Genomic DNA, 22296 nt, shown 5'->3' with positions numbered 1-22296 from the left:
GCTCTAAAGGTTTGCTTCGAGATTAACGGACAGTCATTGACTAAAACTTCAAAGTTAAAAATGTTATGTTTGAACTCAGAAGAACCATACAGGACTAACCTGTTAACATTCCCAATGCATTTAATCTAGAGAATTTTTGAGTTTCTATTAATAATGGATCAACTGAGCTAATTCGAGCTAAGATTGCGTTTAAATCACCCAATATAATTCTAGGTTCATCCTCGATAATTTGATTTAAAAACTTCAATACAGTTTCAGGATATTCCTCAGGTAAATTTGTTTCATTTAACTTTCTCAATAAATAATTAAAATCACTAATGTTACTTAAACTATGCTGCAGTATAGAATAACTTTCTACAAAATATTTTTGAGTGTTTAAACATAGAATTGCAAGTTGATTTATTGTTAATTCACTAAAATTTTGATTTTTAGGCCAAACTTTTAATAAAAAGGGTTTAATTCTATTTTCCCAGTATTCATCAAATTTATCTCCAGAACTCGTTAATGCATCGTTTAAAGCAACAGTAACATGATAAAAAGCATTTCCGGAGAGTTGTGAGAAGGCAACGGCGACTTCTTTGACTCCATATTCATCATATTTCTGGAGAGCAACATAGGTTAAAAATTTAGCATACTGTTGTGATTGTTCACCTAAATCATCTAAATGAGATGCTGTTTCTAATAAATTTGCTTTTATTTTAATTAAAAACTCTTTGTGCAATCTTGGTGACCATAAGTAGGAAAACCATGCTACCTGAGAAAAACTACAATCGCTCCAATTAAACCAGTTTAAAACATGCTCTTCAGCCCACTCAGGTGAAACACTATAAAGAGATAAAACATTAGTAGATATAATAGCTTTAGAGAAAATATATATTTCATTATCTTGATTACATAGATGGTTGAGCCTTTCCTCATAATCTGAAGTTATACCATAACCATCTTTTGGTTTTTCTCTATACCATTGTTTAAATAAAAGTTCAGTCAAGATTCCAACGGGGTGATTTATTGCAGCCGTTAGCGGATCTCTATTAATATCAATCTCTTTTTCAAATGGTAAAGTTATTAATAGATCATAAAAGGTAAAAAATTTACTTTTTGTAATTACCTTACAATCGAAATTTTTATCAAGCCAAAACGCAAGAGACCTTGATATGTCGACTAACTTTTCTTTCTCTAACCTTAGAAGATAATTACATGACGAGTCCCAAGCTATATAAGAAAGCCGCCTATTTTCAGACCAAATGTTTATTGCCTCATTCCATCGTTCTGGTAGCCATGAATTACATTTAATAAGTGCCTCTATAACAAATTTTGGTTCTTTTCTACATCGAATGGACCAATCATCTTCATTTCGAAACCCTCCCTCAGGGTTATCCTCCAGCCATTTTATTAAGCTATTAAGCTCTGAAGGAGTATTATTTTCCAGTCCTTTATGAAAACCTGTACTCATCCAAAAAGGGAACTCTTGTTCCTCTTTAATTTTTTCCCCCCATATTGGATGCTTTTGAAGCATTTTTTCATATGCCCTATCACCCTCAATACCAACATTTAGTCTAGAATTTTTTAATTTGGATAATCTAAGCCAAATAGCACGATCTTTAATATCCTTAAACTCTTGCTCTGTAAGTTCTTTCCTAAACCAAGATTTAGATGGCCCTTTTAAAATATTACAAACTAGTCGATTCTTATCAACATCACTTAAATTTAAAAAAAGTTTTGGTAATAAACTTAATATCTCTCGTTGTGTCGCGGTATTCCATAACCAACGTGAGTCATCTATTTCCAGTAGCTCATTTACATCCACTGAAAAATTTTGGGGTAACTCTGCTAAAGCAAATAATGCCAACCTTTTGAAGATTGGAAATGGTAACGCCCACCAATCCATAATAGCGTTCATAGCGGCATTGGAATTGGTTGTTTTCATTGCAAGCCATGAGTCTCTAACTAACTCAATTAATACAGTCCAATCATTATGATGTTTATTTTGTGGATGTTTCGCGATCGAAGGCTGGTGAATGTATGAATAATCGTAATACTCATTTACTTCCCCCAGTAAACTCTTCAACTCCATTATTTCTAATAGAATTAAATTAAACTCAATAAATAGATTACCAATATCATGGCTCCATTTATCAACTTTATTTAGTTCTTTCAACGCAGAATATGGGTGAGAACTAGTGAGAACAACCTCACTCCTAAAAATACGTTTTATCCCACTCACAGAGCTAGCTAAACTCAGAGGCTCACTAAAACGGATTCTTGGAGAAAGTAATGTCTTTAGCTCATGTTTGAGGGGTAATGATAAATAGTTTACCTTATATTTATCTACCCATGAGTAAAGACTAAAACGATGGCTAGAATTAGTGCAATAGCCCGATAGTATTAACTCCCATATAGTTAGCATTTCTTCACCTAAATTAGCGCATAAAATGTCACCACTATTTTTCCTGTGCGCTCTTAGCTCATTATTAATTTTCCAGTGTAAATCGCTATGTAGCCTTCCTCCTTGTTTACATATAAAGAGAACAAGTTCTGGTTTATCTAAGTGCTTAACTAACCAGATGCCAAGAAAGTTCATTACTTTATCCCACTGTACCTCATCATGAGAAAAACTTGCTAATGACATATTTGGTGAAAAAGCGCTTTTTGGAGGCCTACTGAAAAGTCTAAACTCAAAATTTTCTTTAAAGCTTGTGTCTACTATACCAAAACGTGGTAGATCACTTTTATCAAGCTTAATTTCATTAAGTACATTCAACCATTCAATAGGTGGAGGGGGGGTTAATTGAGCAAATGTTTTTGCAGGAATACCAGTTGGATCACTTAAAGCCCAAGCAAGTCTGTATGCATATCCATTATCTAAATCCGCTTCAGATGGCTTTGTAAAAGCAGTCGTTACTACTATTTGTTGCTTTCCAACCAGTCCGTCTCTATAGGTTTCAGACCATTTTTCTAACGTTTTATGTAAATAATAATGATGTCGGTGGTTTTTGTACAAAATAGGTGTGACATTTTTAGCTAACCAGTTTTGCTTTTCGTGCTCATATTCTTTTTCTTCATTTTTACCTGTTTTATAATTACCAAACGCGAACATCTCAGGAGGTGATTCACCTAGTAAACGGTCCGCTGCTAAAGCATCCATCATATATCTAAGTACAGGATCATTAAGGCTGTATCCTACAAAGCACACTACATAAGTTCTGAACAGCTCACTAACAAACCGTGAAGCCCATCTCTCATTCAAGTATGCCAATCCGAAGTCACCACTTGAAATAACTAAATTATCAAGGTCAAAATCGCTGATGTTCTCAGGTATTAATCCATGTAAATAAACCAAACCACTCCACCTACTTTTTGGGACTGGAAGTAATGGAGCTTGAAATATAGGAAATTCTATTTTTTCACTTAAGCTAACGTCTTGAAAAATTCTATCAAAGTTGGTAGTTATTAAACGAACTCGTTTATCTTTTGTTGTTGCGAGCTGAAGTAAAGCTTTGTGAGTAGTAGTAGCATTTGCATCAGAGTAATCAGGTTTTAATTGATTAACCAACTCTTTTCTAACAGCGTTTCTCCATTCACTACTTGGTCTAGTCGCTTCTAGTAATGATACAGCAGTGTCAAATTGTCCTAGCTTTAATGTTTGCTCTTGTATTGGGGAAGGAACAACACCTAGATTCTCATATAGGCTTCTAACAAGCCCACCAAACCCCGGGAGTTTAGCTGGAAAAGATATCCCAGCACCGCAAAAGAAAACAACCTTACCTTCTTCATGTGCTTGTAATAGCTTTTCAGGAATATTTGGTCCATTATTCACAAACTGCATTACAAAAATCCTTTTAGTAAAATTACCTCCATATAAAATCAATAGAGGGGGTATCTGAAGGTGAAAATAACATACCTCACCTTAAAAAAATAATTTTTCGCACATAAGGCTTTACATAAGTACAACAAGTCAAAGCCGTAAACCTTCCCCTTGGGCATCACAAATGTAACGACAGTATATTGCATATAGCCATTTACGGCTTTAACTCATAAATGTCCAGAGGCGGGTTATGTATATAACTCGTCTTTGCCTCATTCCTTTTATTACATTCAATATTTAGAAATTGTTTGGTTATAAGTTGACCTGATTTTTTTAATGCACCATTATGCTATGAAATGAATGCCATTCAGGTCTGTTTATAGATTGAAATAAAGCGGACCAATTAAAAGAGGACTTTATTAACGTGTCTGATAGTGTACTGCTCCAAGAGATTTTTAAATATGGAAATATAATTATATCTCCAATAGCTATAGCTGTTGCGACATATTGGTTAAAGCGCAGAATCGATACTGCAAACTATAGAACCAAGATAGAGCAAGACAAAGAAACAGCCAAAGAACTGCGGAAACTTAAAGACCAGCTAGATGATGCTAACTTCCCAAATATTCTTCGTAAGTTGGAATCGACAACTGAGTTAGTGGAAACAATTCAGAACAAAATCTCTAATAAGTCGTGGATTAATCAGCAGTTTTTCCCAATAAGACAGGAGGTTATGCATATTGTGACTAAAGCGGTCACTGATTTAAGAGAGTTGGTTTATTCACGTAATCAAGAACATTTAATGTACCATCATATATATTATGAACACTGTGGTTTTTCTGGTGGCGGGTTTGATGTCCCTTATGGTGTTGATCCAAGGCATCAAGTAGAAGCCGAACGAAAGGAGGCTGAGTATTGGGCATTTGCAGAAAAAGAGATTGAATTAGAAAAATTAAAACACAAGCAAAAGTATACTTCTCCAGAATATAAGGAAAAGGATGAATTACTTTTTACATCAGTCATCAGTTCTATTGAGTCTGTATTGAATCAAATAAGTTTTCATCAAGCTATATTGTCCACAAATACTGTTGAATTATGTGATTTTTTTGAACATGCCAAAGATAAGTTAATCAGTTCACAAACATTTGATTTTGATGAGGGCATTTCAGAGGGTGAATGGTCGGAACATACGATAGAAGAAAATAAAAAGTTTCTATCAGAAATAGACAAACAACATATTCATATTATTGAACTAACTAAGGCTGAATTGATTTTTTGAGAATAAGTAACAATAATTTTTCTAACTTTAAAAGACAAATTCCTACTGGCGGCTATAAAACGTTTTTGTCCATTGACGAGTTATAAACTGCCCCATTCTGCGTTAGTGCTGAAAAGCATTTACAGCCTGGAAATGATTATTTGATATACATATTATCTTAACGGGACATAACAAAAAGTCAGCCAATGACTGACTTTTATTGTGGTGCATAGAATACATTTCAAGCAAAGATGGCAACTAAACAGGATCATCTAAGTGTGGTTTGTCTTGCTTAACATATGGCTTAAACTCAGCATGTGTTAAGACTCTTTTACCTAATTCTTTTTTAGCTCTTGGACCGGTGTGCTCTCTTAGATACTCTCGGTTCTTAATTGACTTAGACTTTCCTACCAATTCAAGATGACGATTTAACTCATAATCTTCTGAAAAATTTACATGTTCCGAATCTTTCATAACAATCCCTATAAACAGAATGCAGTGCAATATTACACCTATTTGGATATATGGATAAAACTCTATATTTAAAGGGTTCATTATGACCAAACTGGTAAATCCGTTAGTTAGCTCACTGGAGGTCTTAAAGCCTACTAGAGAAAGTTTTTCGTCAAAAATAATCGCTTCTGTTTAGTAAAGGAAATACCAAGCTTTGATATCTTAAAGATATTAATAAACCTAAATTATGCCTAATAAAGCAAGCAATAAATCATATAATGCCTACTTTATTGTGCATCGTGATTGCTAGAACTTATAACTGAAACTTACGGAAAATGTTTGTTGGTTTAGCGTGCCCTAACGCTTCGTTTCTGTGCTCCATACATAAACCTTTGTCTCTTTATCTATAAAGACATCAGCCCCGAATCTATAGAAATCATCAAACAAACTTTTTTAGCACCATTTCATAGCTTTTCGTTAGCGCTCATTTAGCCAAAGGCTTCTGTAACTAGAATTTCTAACATCGATAAATAATGGCTCTGCATTGGCGTTACAATTTAGTCAAAATCTCATCGTGCCTGAGATTCTTATTTTGAGTGGCAATCGCCAAGCCAAAACTTGCTTTGCTAAATAGACTGGCGTACCTTAATACTGGTACGATGAGTCTATAAGAATAAAAAGGTCAAACGTGACGATTAAACAAGAATCAGTATTTATCAAACTCGCTGAGAACCAAACTTTACATTTACGCCGTATTAGCAAAACTGATGCGAAGGGCCCTGCGGTGTTTTTTATGCATGGTGCCGTTGAAAATGGCAAAATCTTTTACACTCACAGCAATAAAGGCTTAGCCCCTTTTTTAGCTGAGCATGGTTATACTTGCTATGTGGCTGATTTACGTGGTCGTGGTGAAAGTAAACCCGCGATCTCGAAACATGCAAAGTATGGTCAAACTGAGGCTATTTTAGAAGATATCCCCGCATTTCTAGATAAAATTAAACAACTTGAAGGCGAGCCTGCTCGTTATTGGGTTGCTCACTCATGGGGCGGGGTGTTAATGAACAGTGTGTTTGCCCGTTTTCCTGAGTTGATTGATGATGTGAAAGCCTGCGGCTATTTTGGTTCTAAACGGTCTTTGTATAATCATCATCCGAGTAAGTATATTCAAGGTAATTTAATTTGGTATGGCTTGGCACCCTTAGTTGCCCGTAAGCATGGCTTTGTTCCGGCTAAAAAGCTGAAGTGGGGCAGTGATGATGAAACCCGTAAATCACATTATCAAAGTATGCAATGGGCTAAGCGTAAACCTTGGGTCGATACAGACGATGGCTTTGATTACGCCAACGCATTAGCTGATAAGGCACTGCCACCCATTATGCATGTGGCGGGTATTAAAGATAAAGCGCTATGCCAGCCTATTGATATTGAAAAGTTTATGGAAGAGTCGGGCATCGGCAAGCAAACGATGACCATTTATGGCCGTAAATTTGGCCATAAGGTCGATTATGATCACATAAATATGCTTACTCACCCACAGGCGCGTTTTGATCAGTTTGTTGATTTGTTGAATTGGTTTGAGACTCACGCATAAGCGTGTGCATTGCGCTCTCGTAGCGTTTGTATTTCTCTAATGCTTTATCACTTAACGGCTGCCTTACAGCCGTTTTACTGAGCGTTGCCACCGGTTTTTTTGACTTATAAAAATTTAAAAACTGCTTGCTGTACTCAATGTTTAAGAATTTACACAGCGCTGTTAGTGTTTGTTCGCTGTCGCTGACAAGTGCTTCATAGCTTAAATCAAAAATTGCTTCTGGCATTACGTTTTGCCAATGTTCCATTAACTGCTGATACAAATCAAAATACTGTTTAAACTCTGGGAGAGAACAAAAGTAAGGTTCGTTTTCAGCAAAATAGTTGCTAAACACCGACCAAGCAATTGCATCATACTCTCGCTGCATATTAATAAATTTGGCATTAGGAAAGAGTAAGTAAATCAAACCAAGTGACTGATAGTTCGCAGGCAGCTTATTGATCATAAAGGGCCGCACAACTGGCGCTTGTTTTATTCGTTCAATATAAATATTACGGGCATTGTTAATTAGCCCTTGGTTTAGCTCTGCTAAGCAATCTGGGTAGGGGAGCTGTGTTTGTTGTTCAAGATATGCAACAACCTGATTACTGATACTGGCATCTTCACCTAAGCTTGCAAAATCATCATTGCTTGCCAACATTTGTTCTACTAGCGTTGAGCCACTTCTTGGCATACCAATAATAAATATGGGTGTAATGGTGCCTGTGAATGATTTGTCTCTAGCATCTATTAGCTCTTCGGTATTTTGCTCTATTATACGCTGATAAAAAGGCACTAAGTCACTGGTTTTAAACTGAGTAAGTTTTATTTGTAATCTATTTGCTAGGCTGAAGTAGTTAAAGGCTTGCTCTGTATCATTGAGCTGGTCATAACTTTTACCTAGCGCATAATAACACACCATTTTTAAACGTAGGTTATTAGTCAATGTTAAAAATTGATGTAGCTCATTTATGTAATTATGTTCGTTATTAAAGCGGCCAAACTGTACTAATTCAAATAATATGTACGCCGTAACTGGGTAATTTCCCATACTGAGAGCATGCTTTAAAATGCGATAAGCTTTGTCTAACTCACCATAGGTTAAATAATGCTGGGCGAGGTAATAATGCGGTTCAGGATTATGGCTAGCAATTGATTTAGCATATTCAAGTACAGTTAACGCATCTTGCGGTGAATGCACACCATTGAAGGCATCCGCAAGAGCATGTAAAGGTTCAAGCATATGAGGTAGGCGCTCACAGGCTCTTTGTAAAAGGTAAACCGCGGCATCATAACGCTCTAATCGCAGCGCAATGCGGCCTAATCCAAATAACGCTTCGCCATTTTCAGGATCTGAATCGAGAATGGTTTTAAAATGAAACTCAGCCTCTTTTAGCTTGTTTTCATTTAGTAGTTGATTCGCTTTCTGTAACAGCATAGTAATAGCGGGTTATTTGTTATTTTTATTTACTATAAAACGAAAAAGGCGAAATGTCTTTCGCCTTGGTTAACTATAAATATCCAGAATAAATCCGGGGTATCGACTTTCTAGGTTGATTGCTCAACCTAGAAAGCACTTCTATTAGAAAGTATATGTCGCTTTCACGTAATAGAAGCCACCGTTAATACCATATGGTGAAGTCTCGTAGTATTTACCACCCCAGTTGTTGTTTGGGATACCTGTACTATCGAAGAAATCAAGTTTCTCTGCTTCTTGGTCGAATAAGTTTGTCGCACCAACAGAGAAGCTAAGCTCTTCAGTTAGGAAGTAAGTAACTTCTGCATCAATTGTTACTGCAGCATCAGCTGTTTTGGCTGTTGCATCGTAATCTACGTGAACGCCTTGGTATTCGCCATAGTAGTTAACACGTGTAAACGCCGAGAAGTTCTCCCATTGTTGTGCCCAGCTAAGCGTTGCACGGTGGTTTGGTAAGTCATTTTCTAGACGGCTTACTTTAAATTCACCTGTAATTGGGCTCGACTTAGTTACTTCGGTGTCGTTCCAGTTGTACGCTAAGCTAAATGTTGAGCTACCACCTAACAATTCAGTTGAATAGTTAGCAACCGCATCTACACCTTGTGTCGTTGTGTCAAAGTCATTTGTGAAGAAGCTAACTTGCGCTAAGTTTTGTACATTAGGTACACCAGCTGCTTCAAGTGTGTCTTTGTCTGCTTGGCTTAACTCAATTTTATCTGATTGACTGATACGGTCATCAACTTGAATGTTGTAGTAGTCAATGGTGAAGAATAAGTCGCCAAGGGTCCATACTGCACCAAATGTGTAGCTTTGCGACTCTTCAGGTTGTAACTCTGTACCACCTAGTTGCACAGCAATTGGGTTTGTTGGTGGTAAAAGTGCCGAGTCAACTAGAACACCGCTGCTTAAGTTAGTTTGAACGTTACTTACGTTTGCTTGACCAACCGTTGGTGCACGAAAACCTGTACTGATTGAACCACGAATGTTCAAGTCTTCAGTTAAGTGATATTGACCAGTTAATTTGTAGTTAGTTGTCGAACCAAATGTGTCGTAGTCTTCATAGCGCAGTGCTAAGCCCATTAAGAAGTCTTCTGTAAATGGTGCTTCAACATCAACATATGCTGCATAGTTACGGCGAGTATATTCGCCAGCATCAGATGGTTTGAAACCAGGGAAACCGTTCGAGCCGATACCAAAACCTTGTTGAGTTAATGGACCCGCTGTAAAAGATGCCACATCACCAGCGACAACAGTGAAGGTTTCTTCATGCCATTCAAGACCACCAGCAACGTTAACGTCGTAGGCTAAACCAAAGTCAAAACCTTTTGATAAATCAGCGTTGAAGTTTTTCTCTAACTGAGAATATTTACCAGGGCTAAAGTCACGAGGGCTTTCTGGGCCTAATGACGCGTTGATAGTGTCATAGATGAAATAACGCGATTCGTTGTAACCAACTGTACCGCTTAAGTCATAGTAAGCACCTGCAAGGAAACCATCTGAGATTTCACCTTTAGTACCAATTGTTAAAGCAGTATCTGTAATATTACCACCGAAGTTAGGTGTAAAACCGCCAGGTAGCATTTCGTTAAACGCAAAACAGTCTGGGTTGTTAGCAACTAGATCAATGTATCTTTGGTTATCTAAAACGTTATCATCAATCATGATGTCGGTAGGACAGTTACCGCTCATATCGCCTGTTAAATCACCAACAAGGAGTGTTTCACCGCCGTCATTTGAGTAAACACCTGGACGAGTGTGTGGGTTACGATAGTAGAAACCACCTCGTACATCACGCTCAGAGTAGTTACCAAACATATAGAATTCAGATGAATTGCTTAATTCAAGGCCAATGTTACCAAAGATTGAAATATCGTCATCGACTTCAGGTGCACCCCAAACTTGAGCAAGAGAAGAAACTTCTGGCACGCCTGCAGCGTTAAGTGCTGCTGCATCAGGACGTTGCACTGAGCGACTTGTAGCATCCGCAGTTTTATATTGGAAGCTTAAGTTAGCAAAACCGCTATCAGTAAATGGAAGACCCACATTACCTGAAATTTGTGTTGTGTCGCCATCACCTTCGTAGTATTCACCCTTACGGATTTCGAAAGAACCGCCTTCAGAGGCATCTTTTAAAACAAAGTTCATTACACCTGCGATTGCATCAGAGCCGTACTGAGCTGCAGCACCGTCACGGAGTACTTCTACTTGTTTTAGAGCAATACTTGGAATAACTGAGATATCGGCACCTTGAGCACCATCGTTGATACCACCACCCAAGAATGCGATAACAGATGCACGGTGACGACGTTTACCATTAACAAGCACTAAAGTGCTGTCTGATGGAAGGCCACGAAGGTTAGCTGGACGTACAAGTGACGCAGCATCACTAATTGGGTTTTGGTGAACGTTAAAAGAAGGAACAGAGCCTTTTAAAAGCTCTAGCATGTCAGTGTTGCCACCTTTATCTAGCTCTTCACCACCAATGATATCAATTGGTACAGGTGAATCACCAATTGAACGTGGTGCTGAACGAGTACCTACTACGGCAATTTTTTCTACATTTTTGTTAACTTTAGTTTCTTCAGCTGCTTGTTCTGCAGCAACAACCGAACCCGACACAAACAGGCCTGCTGTTGTTGTCGCTAAAGCAAATTTAATTGCTTGTTGTAGCGCATTATTTTTGAATTTCATTCTGACTTCCCCAGTTAGAATATTTGTGATTATGTCACCGAAGCTAAATGTTAAACTTGGTGTAAATCTCTTATACATCCTGTAAATTTATTTTGCAAATTGTTAATGTTATGTTGTTTGTTGGTTTTTTTGTGATTGTTTATTGCTCGTTTTTTGATTATGTCTATGAAATCAATGGGGATAATTTATTCCTTATTCTTCTTGTTCATGTAAGAAAATATATAAAATATCTAAAAATATTTTAAAAAATGAATTTTTTGAGTGAATTTTAAGCAGGATTGGGTATGGAGTAGTCTATTGAGCTTGTTGCGGATTGCGGTTTAATTGCCACTGTTTTAATTTTTCTCGGTATTCATCCCATACACAGGGACAACAGCTACCACCACCACAACATTCATCTGGGGCTGGCTTTTGGGGTTTAGGCTCAGCCTGTTGTTTGAGTGTGTTCATTTTTAATACTGAAAAATAATTAGGACTAGAGTTTTAAGAATAAAACAAAACCTAATATAAGTAAATTATACTTTGTGAACGTCGCCTGCTGTGTGAAAATAACCTAATGCGATTATATAAAGTTATTCATAGAGCCCCGTTCCGAGTGGCTAAAATTACCAAAAAGCGTCAGACCCTACGTTTTAAGCGTGCTATGGTAGCACTTAAAATCGCACTTGCCCAAGAAAAGCAAGAAACAAAAGAGATGCTTCATATCTATAGACGATACACCCAAGGGCAAGCTACTAAAGAAGAATTGCATACTGCTAATGATCAATTCTTAGATATTTTGAAAGGACTTGGCTTAGGGGTATTTGCTGTATTGCCCTTTGCACCTATTACGATTCCTTTGGTTGTAAAACTAGGACAATGGGTCGGTGTTGATGTTCTGCCAAGTTCTTTTAATATCAATAAGTCGATTAAAGAACTTGATCAACAAGTAGAAAAAGAAGAAAAAGAGAACCAAAACAAAGACTGATTAGGTTTTGATTATCTAATTTTGCCTATACCTTTTGTACCAAGATATTGGTATGCTTAAATACCTTTTCTTTATATCGAGTCGTTTAATGAGTTCATTAATTCGCCATTCTTCTACGGGAATTCCCCTGTCATTTATCGCTAAAGCTGACCTATCAACCTGGTTAACTGAGCAGCCGCAAGCCTTACAAAATTGGCTAACAAATTGTGATTTCAAAAACAAAGGCATGGCCTTAATTGCTGATAGTGAATCGGGTTCACTTGAGCATGTGTATTGCTTAGTTAATGATTTGCAGGACTTTTGGTTGGCAGGTGACTTATCAACTAAACTGCCTGCAGGCTGTTATCAAATTCAAGGTGATGACAAATTTGTAGAACAAGTAGCGCTGGGTTTTGTGTTAGGTGGTTACGAGTTTAGTGAATATAAAGAAAAACCATCGCCACGTGCCACACTAGCTATTAAAGATGAAAGCTTAGTTAAGCGTTTATCGCAGCATGCAAGTGCAATTAATTTAGTGCGTGATTTAGTTAATACGCCTGCTGCAGATATGATGCCGCAACACCTATCACAAGTGATGGCAGATTTAGCCGACACCTTTGATGGAGAGTTTAGCGAGTGGGTTGGTGATGAGCTATTAGAACAAAATTACCCAACAATTCATATGGTTGGACGTGCATCTGAGAATAAACCTCGTTTACTTGATTTACGTTGGGGCGCAAAAGATGCTCCGCAAATTACCTTAGTAGGTAAAGGTGTGTGTTTTGATTCTGGCGGTTTAGATCTCAAACCAAGTTCAGGTATGCGTAATATGAAAAAAGACATGGGCGGTGCCGCGCATGTTATTGGTCTTGCGCAGTTAATTATGGCTGCTAACTTACCAATTCGCTTACGTGTACTGGTACCTGCTGTTGAAAATGCGGTTTCTCGAAATGCATTTAGACCTGGTGATGTGATCAAAACTCGTAAAGGGATCACAGTAGAAATTGATAACACTGACGCTGAAGGTCGTTTAGTGCTGTGTGATGCACTTGCTGAAGCACAAAACGATAACCCAGATCTTATTGTTGATTTTGCAACCCTTACCGGTGCTTGTCGTGTAGCCCTAGGTACTGAATTACCAGGCTTTTTCGCAAATAACCGTGAAGTGGCTAACAAATTGATGGATGCAGGCGAAAGCTGCCATGATCCTGTTTGGCAACTGCCGTTATTTGATCAATACAAGCCATTATTAAAAAGTGATGTAGCTGATATTGCTAACTGTGCGTCGACTCCATTTGGTGGTGCGATCACTGCAGCGCTTTATTTAAAAGAGTTCATTGAGCCAAGCACCCCTTGGGTCCACTTTGATGTAATGGCTTGGAACTTACGTGCATTACCAGGTCGTCCTACTGGTGGTGAGGCACTGGGTATTCGCGCTGTATTTAACTATCTACAAGACCGTTTCCAATAAATTAGAGCTGATATAACTCTAATGGTAAATCATCGGGATCAGCAAAAAACGTAAATTGCTTCCCGGTGATTTCATCCACTCTTATTTCTTCAACCTTGATACCTTTTTCTTCTAAATAGAGTTTAGATTTTGTAATATCAGTAACTTTAAACGCTAAATGGCGAAGTCCTTGTGCTTCTGGGTAGCTTGGTCTTTTAGGGGCTGCGGGAAATGAAAATAGCTCCAGTTGACTGCCATCTGGTAGTGCTAGATCTAGTTTATAAGAGTCACGTTCAGCGCGGTATAGTTCGTTAATTACCGGTAGTTTTAATATTTCACTATAAAAGTGCTTCGACCTCTCGTAGTTGCTACAGATGATTGCAGCGTGGTGTATACCTAATAGTTCCATGGTCGATTCCTTTTATGCTCATAAAAAAACGCGGACTAAGCCGCGCTTTTCTATTAATGAGTGCAGCTTTTTATTCTGCCGCTTTACATGCCGCAACAGCCGGTGCAACAAGTTCAAGACCTGTTTTATCACACTCAGGTAGAGCTGCATCAGACACTGCAATTGGTGTCACCCGATCGCCCCATTTAATGTAACTTGCAGCCCACGTTAAGCCTGCACCAAATGCTGCTGACATAATATTTGAGTTTGGCTTGATTAGGCCTTTCTCAACAGCTTCACAAATTGCAATCGCAATTGTAGCAGCAGAAGTATTACCATAGTCGGCAATGTTCACCATTACTTTTTCGTCAGCTACTTTCAAGCGTTGTTGAATGGCTTGAATAATACGTAAATTAGCTTGGTGAGGAACTAATACATCAATATCATCAAGATCTAACTGTGCTTGGTTTAGCACGTCATCACAGGCTTCACTCATACCTTTAACTGCACGTTTGAAGATTTCACGTCCTTCGAATAATAAATTAGACGGACCAATTGGTTCGTATTTATTTAAGTCGCTACCAAAGTTTTCGATATGCAAAATATCACGATCTTCACTGTCACAACCTGTTTTCGTTGCGAGTAAACCTGATGGTGTATCTGAGGCTTCTAATACAACTGCACCCGCACCATCACCAAATAATACAGCACTGTCGCGACGAGCCCAGTTGATGTACCAAGTCATGCGTTCAGCTGCAATAACTACGGCTTTTTTGATCATACCTGAACGAATTTGTGCTGTAGCAGCTTGTAATGCATATAAAAAGCCTGAACATGCAGCATTAGTGTCCATTGCTGCTGCGCCTACCGCACCAATGTTTTTTTGCACTAAAGACGCCGTATTTGCCACCATAGTTGATGGTGTACAAGTCGCAAGAATCACAAGGTCAATGTCTTTACCTTCAACACCTGCACATGCAAGCGCGTGTTTTGCTGCGACAGTTGCTAAATCGGCAGTAGAAACATGGCTGATACGGCGAGATTTGATGCCTGTACGTGTTGTTATCCATTCATCATTGGTATCAACAATATTGCTAATTTCATCATTGCTGATGCTTGCTGGTGGTATACATTTACCCCAGCCAGTAATTTGGGCATAAGACATAATGTGTTCTCTTTATGTGGTCAGACTTGTTAAATTTTTCCGAAGTTATATCAAAAATCACTTGTTAACACTAGTTCATTGCTGCGCTACGTCGTAAATAATGGCATTTACTCAGCATTTAAGTTAAACCTAGTATAAAAAAGAGGCGATTATGAAAAAAATAAACCTAAAAATAAGCACATTATCGGTACTGACTTTATTATCTGCGTTTACGGTTCATGCTCAAACCACCATAATCCATGCTGGGAAAATGCTAGTTGGCACTGATCAAGATGTCAAAGAGCAGCAAACACTGGTTATTGAAGACAGTAAAATTGCAGCAATCAAAGCAGGTTATTTAACAAAACAACAGTTAAAGCTCAGTGACGCAGACGTTATTGATTTAAAAAATCAGATGGTATTGCCGGGTCTGATTGATATGCACGTTCATGTTACCTTTGAACGAGATGCAAAGCGTAACCCACACCAATGGGCAACTGAATACGAAGCAGATTATGCACTGCGTTCTTTAAAGTACTTACAACGCACGGTAGAAGCGGGTTTTACCTCTGTGCGCGACCTTGGCAGCAGTTATCAAGTTATCTTTCCATTAAAGCGAGCGGTTGAACGTGGCGATATTGTTGGTCCGCGCATTTTTGCTGCAGGCGATATGATCACACCGACCGGTGGCCACGGTGACATGCATGGTTATCGCCGTGATATTACCAAAGCAACAGAAGGGGGTGGTTTGGGTATCTGTGATGGTGCTGACGACTGTACTCGTGCAGTGCGCGATGTAATAAAAAGTGGTGCTGATGTGATTAAAATTACTGCGACAGGTGGTGTTTTAAGTAATACAGCTGCAGGGGTTAATCAGCAATTTACTGATGAAGAGCTCAGTGCCATTGTCAACACCGCCCATCATTTAGGTCGTAAAGTCACCGCTCATGCTCATGGTACGGAAGGTATAAAAGCTGCACTTAGAGCGGGTGTCGACTCAATCGAACATGGCTCTTTTTTAGATAAAGACACAGTTAAATTATTTAAAAAGCAAGACGCGTATTTAGTCCCTACTTTGTTAGCTGGTGCAACAGTAAAAGAAGAAGTGCTTAACAACCCGAATATGCCAAAAGCCATTGCTGATAAAGTAGAAATCGTAGCGCCAAAAATGGAAGCGTCTTTTAAATTAGCTTTAAAAAACAAAGTTAAAATAGCCTTTGGTACAGACTCAGGGGTATCTAAGCATGGTGATAATGCCAAAGAGTTTGAGTTATTAGTAAAATATGGCATGACACCAAAGCAGGCAATTAAATCAGCCACCGTTGAAGCTGCTAAACTATTAGGTCAAAGTGATAGCCTTGGTGACTTGAGTGTTGGTAAACAAGCAGATATTATCAGCGTTAATATGAATGTACTTGATAACATTAGTGAACTTAGTCAGGTTCAGTTTGTTATGAAGGACGGTAAAGTGCTCAAACAGTAAGGGTTACTATGGGCGGTAAAATTAAAGAGACGTTATTTAATCATTTGATTGATGCAGAGCGACAATTGCTTGAACCAGAAGTGCGGCAATCCACTGAAGCGCTTGATGCATTACTTGATGATGATTTTATTGAAATAGCCGCCGATGGCACGTCTTTTAATAAGTTCCAAGTATTAACCCGTCTGCCAACTGAGGTGGTGCCGCAATTTTACAATCAATATTTTAAAGGTCGTATGCTCAGTGAGGATATTGCACAACTAAGCTATCAAGCGGCCTTTAGACGCTCTGCCCGCTCTGAATTTAACTATTCAGTTCGCATGTCACTGTGGCGTTTTAATGGTAAACAATGGCAAATGGTGTTTCATCAGGGAACGCCTTGTGCTGTTTTTACAATTTCAATGGACGATGATTAAGCCTTAAAGAGTCCGCTATGCAAACCGATCCGGCGATTAGTCGTCTACTAATTTTGAGAAGCGCCGCAATAGCAGTGCAGTTTGTTGCTGTGATTGCAGTGTATTTTCTATTTGAATACCAAATACCTTTACTGCCGTTACTTGCTGTTATTTGTGTTGAAGCAATTTTTCAGCTGTTAAGTATATTAGCTTATCGAAAAGTAACAAAAGCTAAACCTGCTGCTGTGTTGATGCAATTAACTGCTGATTTGCTGTTTTTAACTATTTTACTCTCGTTAAGCGGCGGGGCAACCAATGCGTTTGTTTCATTATTGCTGTTGCCAATAATGATAGCTGCAGTGTCTGTTAATGCCAAAGGACTTGCTTATACCGCTGTGTTGGCAATCGCAGCTTACAGTTTTTTACTGATACGAATGCCTGAGCACACCATGCATCAAATGCAAATGACACACCATTTTATTGGTATGTGGATTAACTTTGTTATTAGTGCAATTGTAATCGCGTTTGTAATTGGCACATTAAATAGTACCTTAAGAGCTAGAGAAGCCACCATTGCACGTACCCGTGAACAGCAGCTGAGGCATGAGCAGTTATTAACTCTCGATGGCGCTGCAGCACAAGTGACACACCAACTAGCGACACCAATCGCAAACTTACAGCTTTTATTTGAAGAGTTGCAAGAGCAACAAGCTGATGATCCTATTGTCCAAGAAATGGCTAAACCATTAGCACAATGTAAAGAACAGCTTGAGCACTTTAGAGCACTATCAAATGCATTAAGAACCGGTCAAACACAGCAGGTGATCAGCGCGGATACATTACAAAATACCATTCAAGATGCTATGACCCTGCATTTTCCAGAGCAAAGCATACATTGGCAAAATGATGCACCAGAATGCTCTATTTTAAGTGACGCTATGCTGTTACCAGCTATTTTGAATTTACTACAAAATGCTGTTTCAGCGAATAATCAGAGCCAACAAAACATCATAGAAGCTGATTGGCAAATAGATAATCAACAACTTTCTTTATCATTGCGTGATTTCGGTCAAGGCTTTAGCGAGCAACAAATGACATCATTAGGTGGTCAGCTAATGCCAAGTAGCGGCGGAATGGGGATGGCAGTTATGTTATCTAATGCGACTTTAGAGCGCTTAAATGGCTCATTAACACTGTGCAATCACTCGCAGCAAGGTGCAATTGCAATGGTTAGTTTAAAAATTGTATGAAACTTTTAATTATTGAAGACGATGTAAATCTTGCCACCACACTTGCAAGGCGCTTTACAAAACAAGGCTTTACATGTGAACTGGCTCATAACAGTGAACAAGCATTAAAAAAAATAGTCACTTTTGAAGCAAGTCACTTTTTAGTGGACTTGAAACTTGGCGATGATAATGGCCTCGCATTAATTAAACCAATTAGAGCTCAATTTCCAACAGCACGCATTGTATTGCTCACAGGTTTTGCCAGTATCGCCAGTGCGGTTGAAGCAATACGTTTAGGAGCTAATGATTACTTACCAAAACCTGTTGATTTTAATGCATTAATAAGAACCATTTTAGGTAATACAGGGACGAGTCAATCACTGGATGACACAAAGCCAAACCAGATTATGTCACCAGAGCGACTTGAGTGGGAGCATATTCAGCATGTATTGCATAGCAATAATGGCAATATCTCCGAGACAGCACGCCAACTCAATATGCATCGAAGAACTTTACAACGTAAATTACAGAAAAAACCCGTACAACAATAAAGTGATTGTTTAATAAACTGAAATAATGAGAAAATTAATGATAAAGTATTAATTTAATGCAAATAGGTACAAAACTCGACCTCTTTGATTTGCTGCATTGCTGATCGTTAACTAAAGTCAAAATAACCATGTTAGTTGTATGAGTCTGGCGTATGCATTTTTCAGAACTTAATTTCTTCGCGATATTTTTTGCTGCCCTTGCATCTTTCCTATTGGGCGCTGTGTGGTATTCTCCTTGGCTTTTTAAACGAATTTGGATGGAAAGCTGTGGCTTAACTGAACTTGACCTACAGAGCATTAACCCGTTTATGGTGTTTGGTGGCAGCTTTGTTTTATGTTGTTTAATTGCTTTTAGTTTATCGTTATTTATTGGTGCAAATGTCAATGTAGGGGTGGCTGTTGGCACTGGCTTTATTATTGGTTTATGTTGGGTCAGCTGTGCTTTGGGAATTGGTTATATCTTTGAACAGCGACCATTAAAGTTGTTTTTAGTTAATGCAAGTTATTCAATATTACAGTTTTCTGTTATTGGCTTAGTTTTGGGGCTCTGGCCTTAACATGTTAAAGTATGCTTTTAGTTTAGTAATGTAGTTGTAATGGCAAAACCAAACAAAAAAGGCCCGACTAAAACTGTCGATATTTTTTGCTCACAATGTAAAAGCCAATTGTTTAAATACCGCAAAGGTGGAAAAGGGGCGTTGGTTAAATGTTTTGTCGAACGTATTAGCCAAGACTTTACCAACGAAACCGGTATTTGTCCTGACTGCCAACGTCAATTCGCCCGCCAGACTATGATCCGTGGCACACCTGCTCTAAAGATCATTGGTGGTAAGGTGACGCATAAGTAGCATTTAAAATACGGACATTTATCCTCGTTTATTCCTCATGCTCTGATAATATTAGCCGGTTTGCTGTTTCAATGAATGAAAACAACCCTCCCCATGGATTGGGCCAGTTGTATGGGTATAAACACATGAACAAAATGGACTCACGCACGTGATAGCACTTTTATTTGATATTATTGGCATGACAGGCACATTCTTAGTGGTTGGTGCTTTCTTTTTATTGCAACTGAATAAAGCATCGCCAACCGGCCTTGTGTATAACATGATGAACTTAACCGGTGCAATTCTGTTACTGATTAGTCTTTGTTATAACTTTAACCTTGCTAGTTTTGTTATCGAAATTTTCTGGATAGCGGCGTCACTTATTGGTTTATATAAGTACATCAAAGCAAAGCGCACTGGTAATGTTGAAACAGCATAATTAAGTTTGGTGCACCAATACAGATTTTCTTAAAACCCATTTACAGTTGAAAATGGGTTTTTTTGCATCTACTTCCGAGAACTCTTCAACTAAAGCTATAAAAACATTGCAAGCTTGCCAATCTTTTGTATTAATAGTGTAAACAATGTGTTGCTATTGCAGCATAGACTATTAGTACAGGTATGTCGCAACGTGAAGTTTTTAAGATGTTCAGCACTTTTTTCAATTGCAGTTGCCTCAACCATTCCATTGGTTGCAAACGCGACTGAAGAGCAAGACTTATTCTCTTTAAGTTTTGAAGACTTGCTTGACGTTCAAGTTGATATTGCTAGCAAAACCAACGAAACCTTGTCCTCTGTTCCCTCAACCATGAGTGTATTTAGTCGTAAACAAATTCAAGCACTTGGTGTTGATAACGCCTATGAAGTAATGAACTTTGTGCCTGGTATGCAATCAACCCGAGGTGATTGGGTCGGTGCAGTGCCTAAAGATCATGCTCGGGGTGTTTATCTAGATAGTGGCAATGTACTGGTGATGATCAATGGTGAACGAGTCAATGAATCATCATTCGGTAAAGCCTCTGTTTACATGCCTTATATTCCCATTGAAGTTATAGAAAAAATTGAGTTTATTCGCGGCCCTGGCTCGGCGCTGTATGGAAGTAATGCGTTTTTAGGGGTCATGAATATTGTTACCTCTAAAGAGCGAAATACTATGCAACTTGTGGTTGGTAATAATGGTCGTTATGGCGGAACAGGGCAGTTTAATAGCTCTTTTAGTGATGACGCCGCACTCTTTGCGAGTTTTTCTTATGATCAAAAAGACGGCGAAAGCTATCCGCAAGGAGTAAAAGATCCTCTTGAAGCGATATATCTAGAAGCGGGTGTTGATTATAAAAAGCTTAAATTACGTGCTCGTTACAACGAAACATCCCTTGATGAGTTTTTAAACCTTGCTGGCTATTCAACACAGAACCATCATAGCAGTGATAACACCTTTGTTGGCATTAAATATAACTGGGTTAACAACGATAAGCTAAAGCTAGATTCTAGTTACTCATACACAAAGCATAATATCTCTAGCGCTGGTCTAATCGCTGCATTTGACGATATACCTGACTTTTTCCTCGGTCCAGCATGGCAAACATCCGATAGTAAATTTGAAACGGAATTGAGTTATCAATTTGATAATCAATGGCAGCTTGCCGCAGGTGTTGAATATGCAGAGGCTAAGCAAGTAAAAGCAGGGGTACGTACCAATTACTATGATGATGAGTCTATGTTAGTCATTATTGACCCCGCTTATTATCAGCAAGGTATCGTGACTGTGATGGACTTTCCTGAATTTGCGCCACTTAAATATACTTTCGAAACATATAGTGCGTATGGCCAGTTAAAAATACCTTATTCAGAGGCACTTACTTTATTTATAGGGGCACGCTATGACGATGTGAAAGACATCGACAGTAAACTTTCGCCTCGTCTTGCGGGTGTTTATGTTATAAACCCAGAGCATACCGTTAAAGTGCAATATGGCGAATCGTTCAGAACCCCGGTTACTAATGAGCTTTTTTCAAATGATGATGTCACCGTAGGTAACCCATCACTTCGCTCTGAATCAGTAAAAACCACTGAGCTTGTTTGGCATTATCAAACTTCAGAGTTACAAGCTAATGCCGTATTTTTTTATAATGAACTCAATGACTTTATAAACATTGAGCCAACGCAATCTAATGATGCCTTATTTACTTTTGCAAACTCATTTAATACTCAAAACAGTGGTATCGAGCTTGATGGCACTTGGCAATCAAGTAAAGAGTTCTCTGTAACGGGCACTTACACGCAATACTTTGAAGATCCAATTAATGCGAGCTTTAAGCGTTTCGCAAGCTTAGTTAGCAGCTACAACTTATCTGACAGCTGGCAAGTAAGTTTAAACTTATTATGGCGTGATAAAGTTGAGGTAAGTTCAGTAACTGGTGCTCACTTCAAACAGTCTGCCTATAGCTTATTAGGTGGCAGTTTAAAATGGCAAGTAAACGCAAAGAGCCAGTTAACGTTAAAAGCAGAAAATCTGTTAGGCAAGAAATATAACGTGTTTGACCCACGTATGGACAATGGCGCTGTCGCTGGTACAACAGAAGAATTATCGTTACACTACCAGTTTAATTTCTAGTTGCGCTGCTCACAAAGG

Annotated in this window: 19 protein-coding genes; 12 read left to right on the top strand and 7 right to left on the bottom strand. The window is 38.5% G+C overall.

The window, feature by feature from the left end; genetic code table 11:
- Positions 1 to 94 precede the first annotated feature (94 nt).
- A complete protein-coding gene (dsr1, locus tag HCZ11_RS16410) occupies positions 95 to 3826 on the bottom strand; it encodes an anti-phage defense-associated sirtuin Dsr1 (protein WP_167658941.1) in 3732 nt (1243 codons plus the stop codon).
- Positions 3827 to 4229: 403 nt separating this feature from the next.
- Between dsr1 and HCZ11_RS16405 the strand changes: the two genes are divergently transcribed.
- A complete protein-coding gene (locus tag HCZ11_RS16405) occupies positions 4230 to 5084 on the top strand; it encodes a hypothetical protein (RefSeq protein ID WP_167658940.1) in 855 nt (284 codons plus the stop codon).
- Positions 5085 to 5321: 237 nt separating this feature from the next.
- On the opposite strand, the gene HCZ11_RS16400 is transcribed toward HCZ11_RS16405, so the two are convergent.
- On the bottom strand, positions 5322 to 5537 hold the full coding sequence (locus HCZ11_RS16400) for a hypothetical protein (RefSeq protein WP_167658939.1): 216 nt from the start codon (positions 5535 to 5537) through the stop codon (positions 5322 to 5324).
- A gap of 667 nt (positions 5538 to 6204) precedes the next feature.
- On the opposite strand from HCZ11_RS16400, the gene HCZ11_RS16395 reads away from it, so the two are divergent.
- A complete protein-coding gene (locus tag HCZ11_RS16395; protein ID WP_167658938.1) occupies positions 6205 to 7107 on the top strand; it encodes an alpha/beta fold hydrolase in 903 nt (300 codons plus the stop codon).
- Here HCZ11_RS16395 and HCZ11_RS16390 read toward each other — a convergent pair.
- From HCZ11_RS16390 to HCZ11_RS16380, 3 genes are all read right to left on the bottom strand, one after another.
- A complete protein-coding gene (locus tag HCZ11_RS16390; protein ID WP_130052487.1) occupies positions 7040 to 8524 on the bottom strand; it encodes a sulfotransferase in 1485 nt (494 codons plus the stop codon). The two genes, HCZ11_RS16395 and HCZ11_RS16390, sit on opposite strands and share 68 nt — an antisense overlap.
- A gap of 144 nt (positions 8525 to 8668) precedes the next feature.
- Positions 8669 to 11254: a TonB-dependent siderophore receptor gene (locus HCZ11_RS16385; RefSeq protein WP_167658937.1), complete on the bottom strand. Its 2586-nt coding sequence runs from the start codon at positions 11252 to 11254 to the stop codon at positions 8669 to 8671.
- A gap of 294 nt (positions 11255 to 11548) precedes the next feature.
- On the bottom strand, positions 11549 to 11704 hold the full coding sequence (locus HCZ11_RS16380; RefSeq protein WP_167658936.1) for an oxidoreductase-like domain-containing protein: 156 nt from the start codon (positions 11702 to 11704) through the stop codon (positions 11549 to 11551).
- A gap of 106 nt (positions 11705 to 11810) precedes the next feature.
- Between HCZ11_RS16380 and HCZ11_RS16375 the strand changes: the two genes are divergently transcribed.
- Positions 11811 to 12221, top strand: coding sequence for a hypothetical protein (locus HCZ11_RS16375; protein ID WP_167658935.1), 411 nt, complete (start codon positions 11811 to 11813; stop codon positions 12219 to 12221).
- Between the two features lie 88 nt (positions 12222 to 12309).
- Positions 12310 to 13671: a M17 family metallopeptidase gene (locus tag HCZ11_RS16370; RefSeq protein ID WP_167658934.1), complete on the top strand. Its 1362-nt coding sequence runs from the start codon at positions 12310 to 12312 to the stop codon at positions 13669 to 13671.
- A 1-nt stretch (position 13672) separates the two neighbouring features.
- Here HCZ11_RS16370 and HCZ11_RS16365 read toward each other — a convergent pair whose 3' ends face one another.
- Positions 13673 to 14059, bottom strand: a complete 387-nt coding sequence (locus HCZ11_RS16365; RefSeq protein ID WP_167658933.1) for a VOC family protein — start codon at positions 14057 to 14059, stop codon at positions 13673 to 13675.
- A 70-nt stretch (positions 14060 to 14129) separates the two neighbouring features.
- Positions 14130 to 15203 carry a ketoacyl-ACP synthase III gene (locus HCZ11_RS16360; protein ID WP_167658932.1) on the bottom strand — a complete coding sequence of 358 codons (1074 nt, stop codon included), beginning with the start codon at positions 15201 to 15203 and terminating at the stop codon, positions 14130 to 14132.
- A gap of 148 nt (positions 15204 to 15351) precedes the next feature.
- Here HCZ11_RS16360 and HCZ11_RS16355 point away from each other — a divergent pair, with 148 nt between their 5' ends.
- The 8 genes from HCZ11_RS16355 to HCZ11_RS16320 all read left to right on the top strand — a co-directional run bounded on the left by HCZ11_RS16355 (position 15352) and on the right by HCZ11_RS16320 (position 22278).
- A complete protein-coding gene (locus tag HCZ11_RS16355) occupies positions 15352 to 16665 on the top strand; it encodes an amidohydrolase family protein (RefSeq protein ID WP_368484059.1) in 1314 nt (437 codons plus the stop codon).
- A gap of 8 nt (positions 16666 to 16673) precedes the next feature.
- Complete coding sequence (locus HCZ11_RS16350; RefSeq protein WP_167658930.1) at positions 16674 to 17078, top strand: DUF4440 domain-containing protein; 405 nt, start codon at positions 16674 to 16676, stop codon at positions 17076 to 17078.
- A gap of 17 nt (positions 17079 to 17095) precedes the next feature.
- Positions 17096 to 18307 carry an ATP-binding protein gene (locus HCZ11_RS16345; RefSeq protein WP_167658929.1) on the top strand — a complete coding sequence of 404 codons (1212 nt, stop codon included), beginning with the start codon at positions 17096 to 17098 and terminating at the stop codon, positions 18305 to 18307.
- A complete protein-coding gene (locus HCZ11_RS16340) occupies positions 18304 to 18837 on the top strand; it encodes a response regulator transcription factor (protein WP_167658928.1) in 534 nt (177 codons plus the stop codon). The genes HCZ11_RS16345 and HCZ11_RS16340 overlap by 4 nt, the downstream gene beginning before the upstream one ends.
- Positions 18838 to 18989: 152 nt before the next feature.
- Positions 18990 to 19394 carry a DUF1761 domain-containing protein gene (locus HCZ11_RS16335; RefSeq protein ID WP_130052476.1) on the top strand — a complete coding sequence of 135 codons (405 nt, stop codon included), beginning with the start codon at positions 18990 to 18992 and terminating at the stop codon, positions 19392 to 19394.
- Positions 19395 to 19433: 39 nt separating this feature from the next.
- Positions 19434 to 19685, top strand: a complete 252-nt coding sequence (locus tag HCZ11_RS16330; RefSeq protein WP_130052475.1) for a hypothetical protein — start codon at positions 19434 to 19436, stop codon at positions 19683 to 19685.
- A 148-nt stretch (positions 19686 to 19833) separates the two neighbouring features.
- Positions 19834 to 20103: a hypothetical protein gene (locus tag HCZ11_RS16325; RefSeq protein ID WP_054552127.1), complete on the top strand. Its 270-nt coding sequence runs from the start codon at positions 19834 to 19836 to the stop codon at positions 20101 to 20103.
- 192 nt (positions 20104 to 20295) lie between these two features.
- Positions 20296 to 22278 (top strand): TonB-dependent receptor plug domain-containing protein, encoded by a 1983-nt coding sequence (locus tag HCZ11_RS16320; RefSeq protein WP_368484058.1) that lies wholly within the window; start codon positions 20296 to 20298, stop codon positions 22276 to 22278.
- Positions 22279 to 22296: the final 18 nt, after the last annotated feature.

This window comes from Pseudoalteromonas sp. HF66 (assembly GCF_011806445.1).
GTDB lineage: Bacteria > Pseudomonadota > Gammaproteobacteria > Enterobacterales > Alteromonadaceae > Pseudoalteromonas > Pseudoalteromonas apostichopi.
This window is presented reverse-complemented; position numbering and strand designations above follow the sequence as displayed.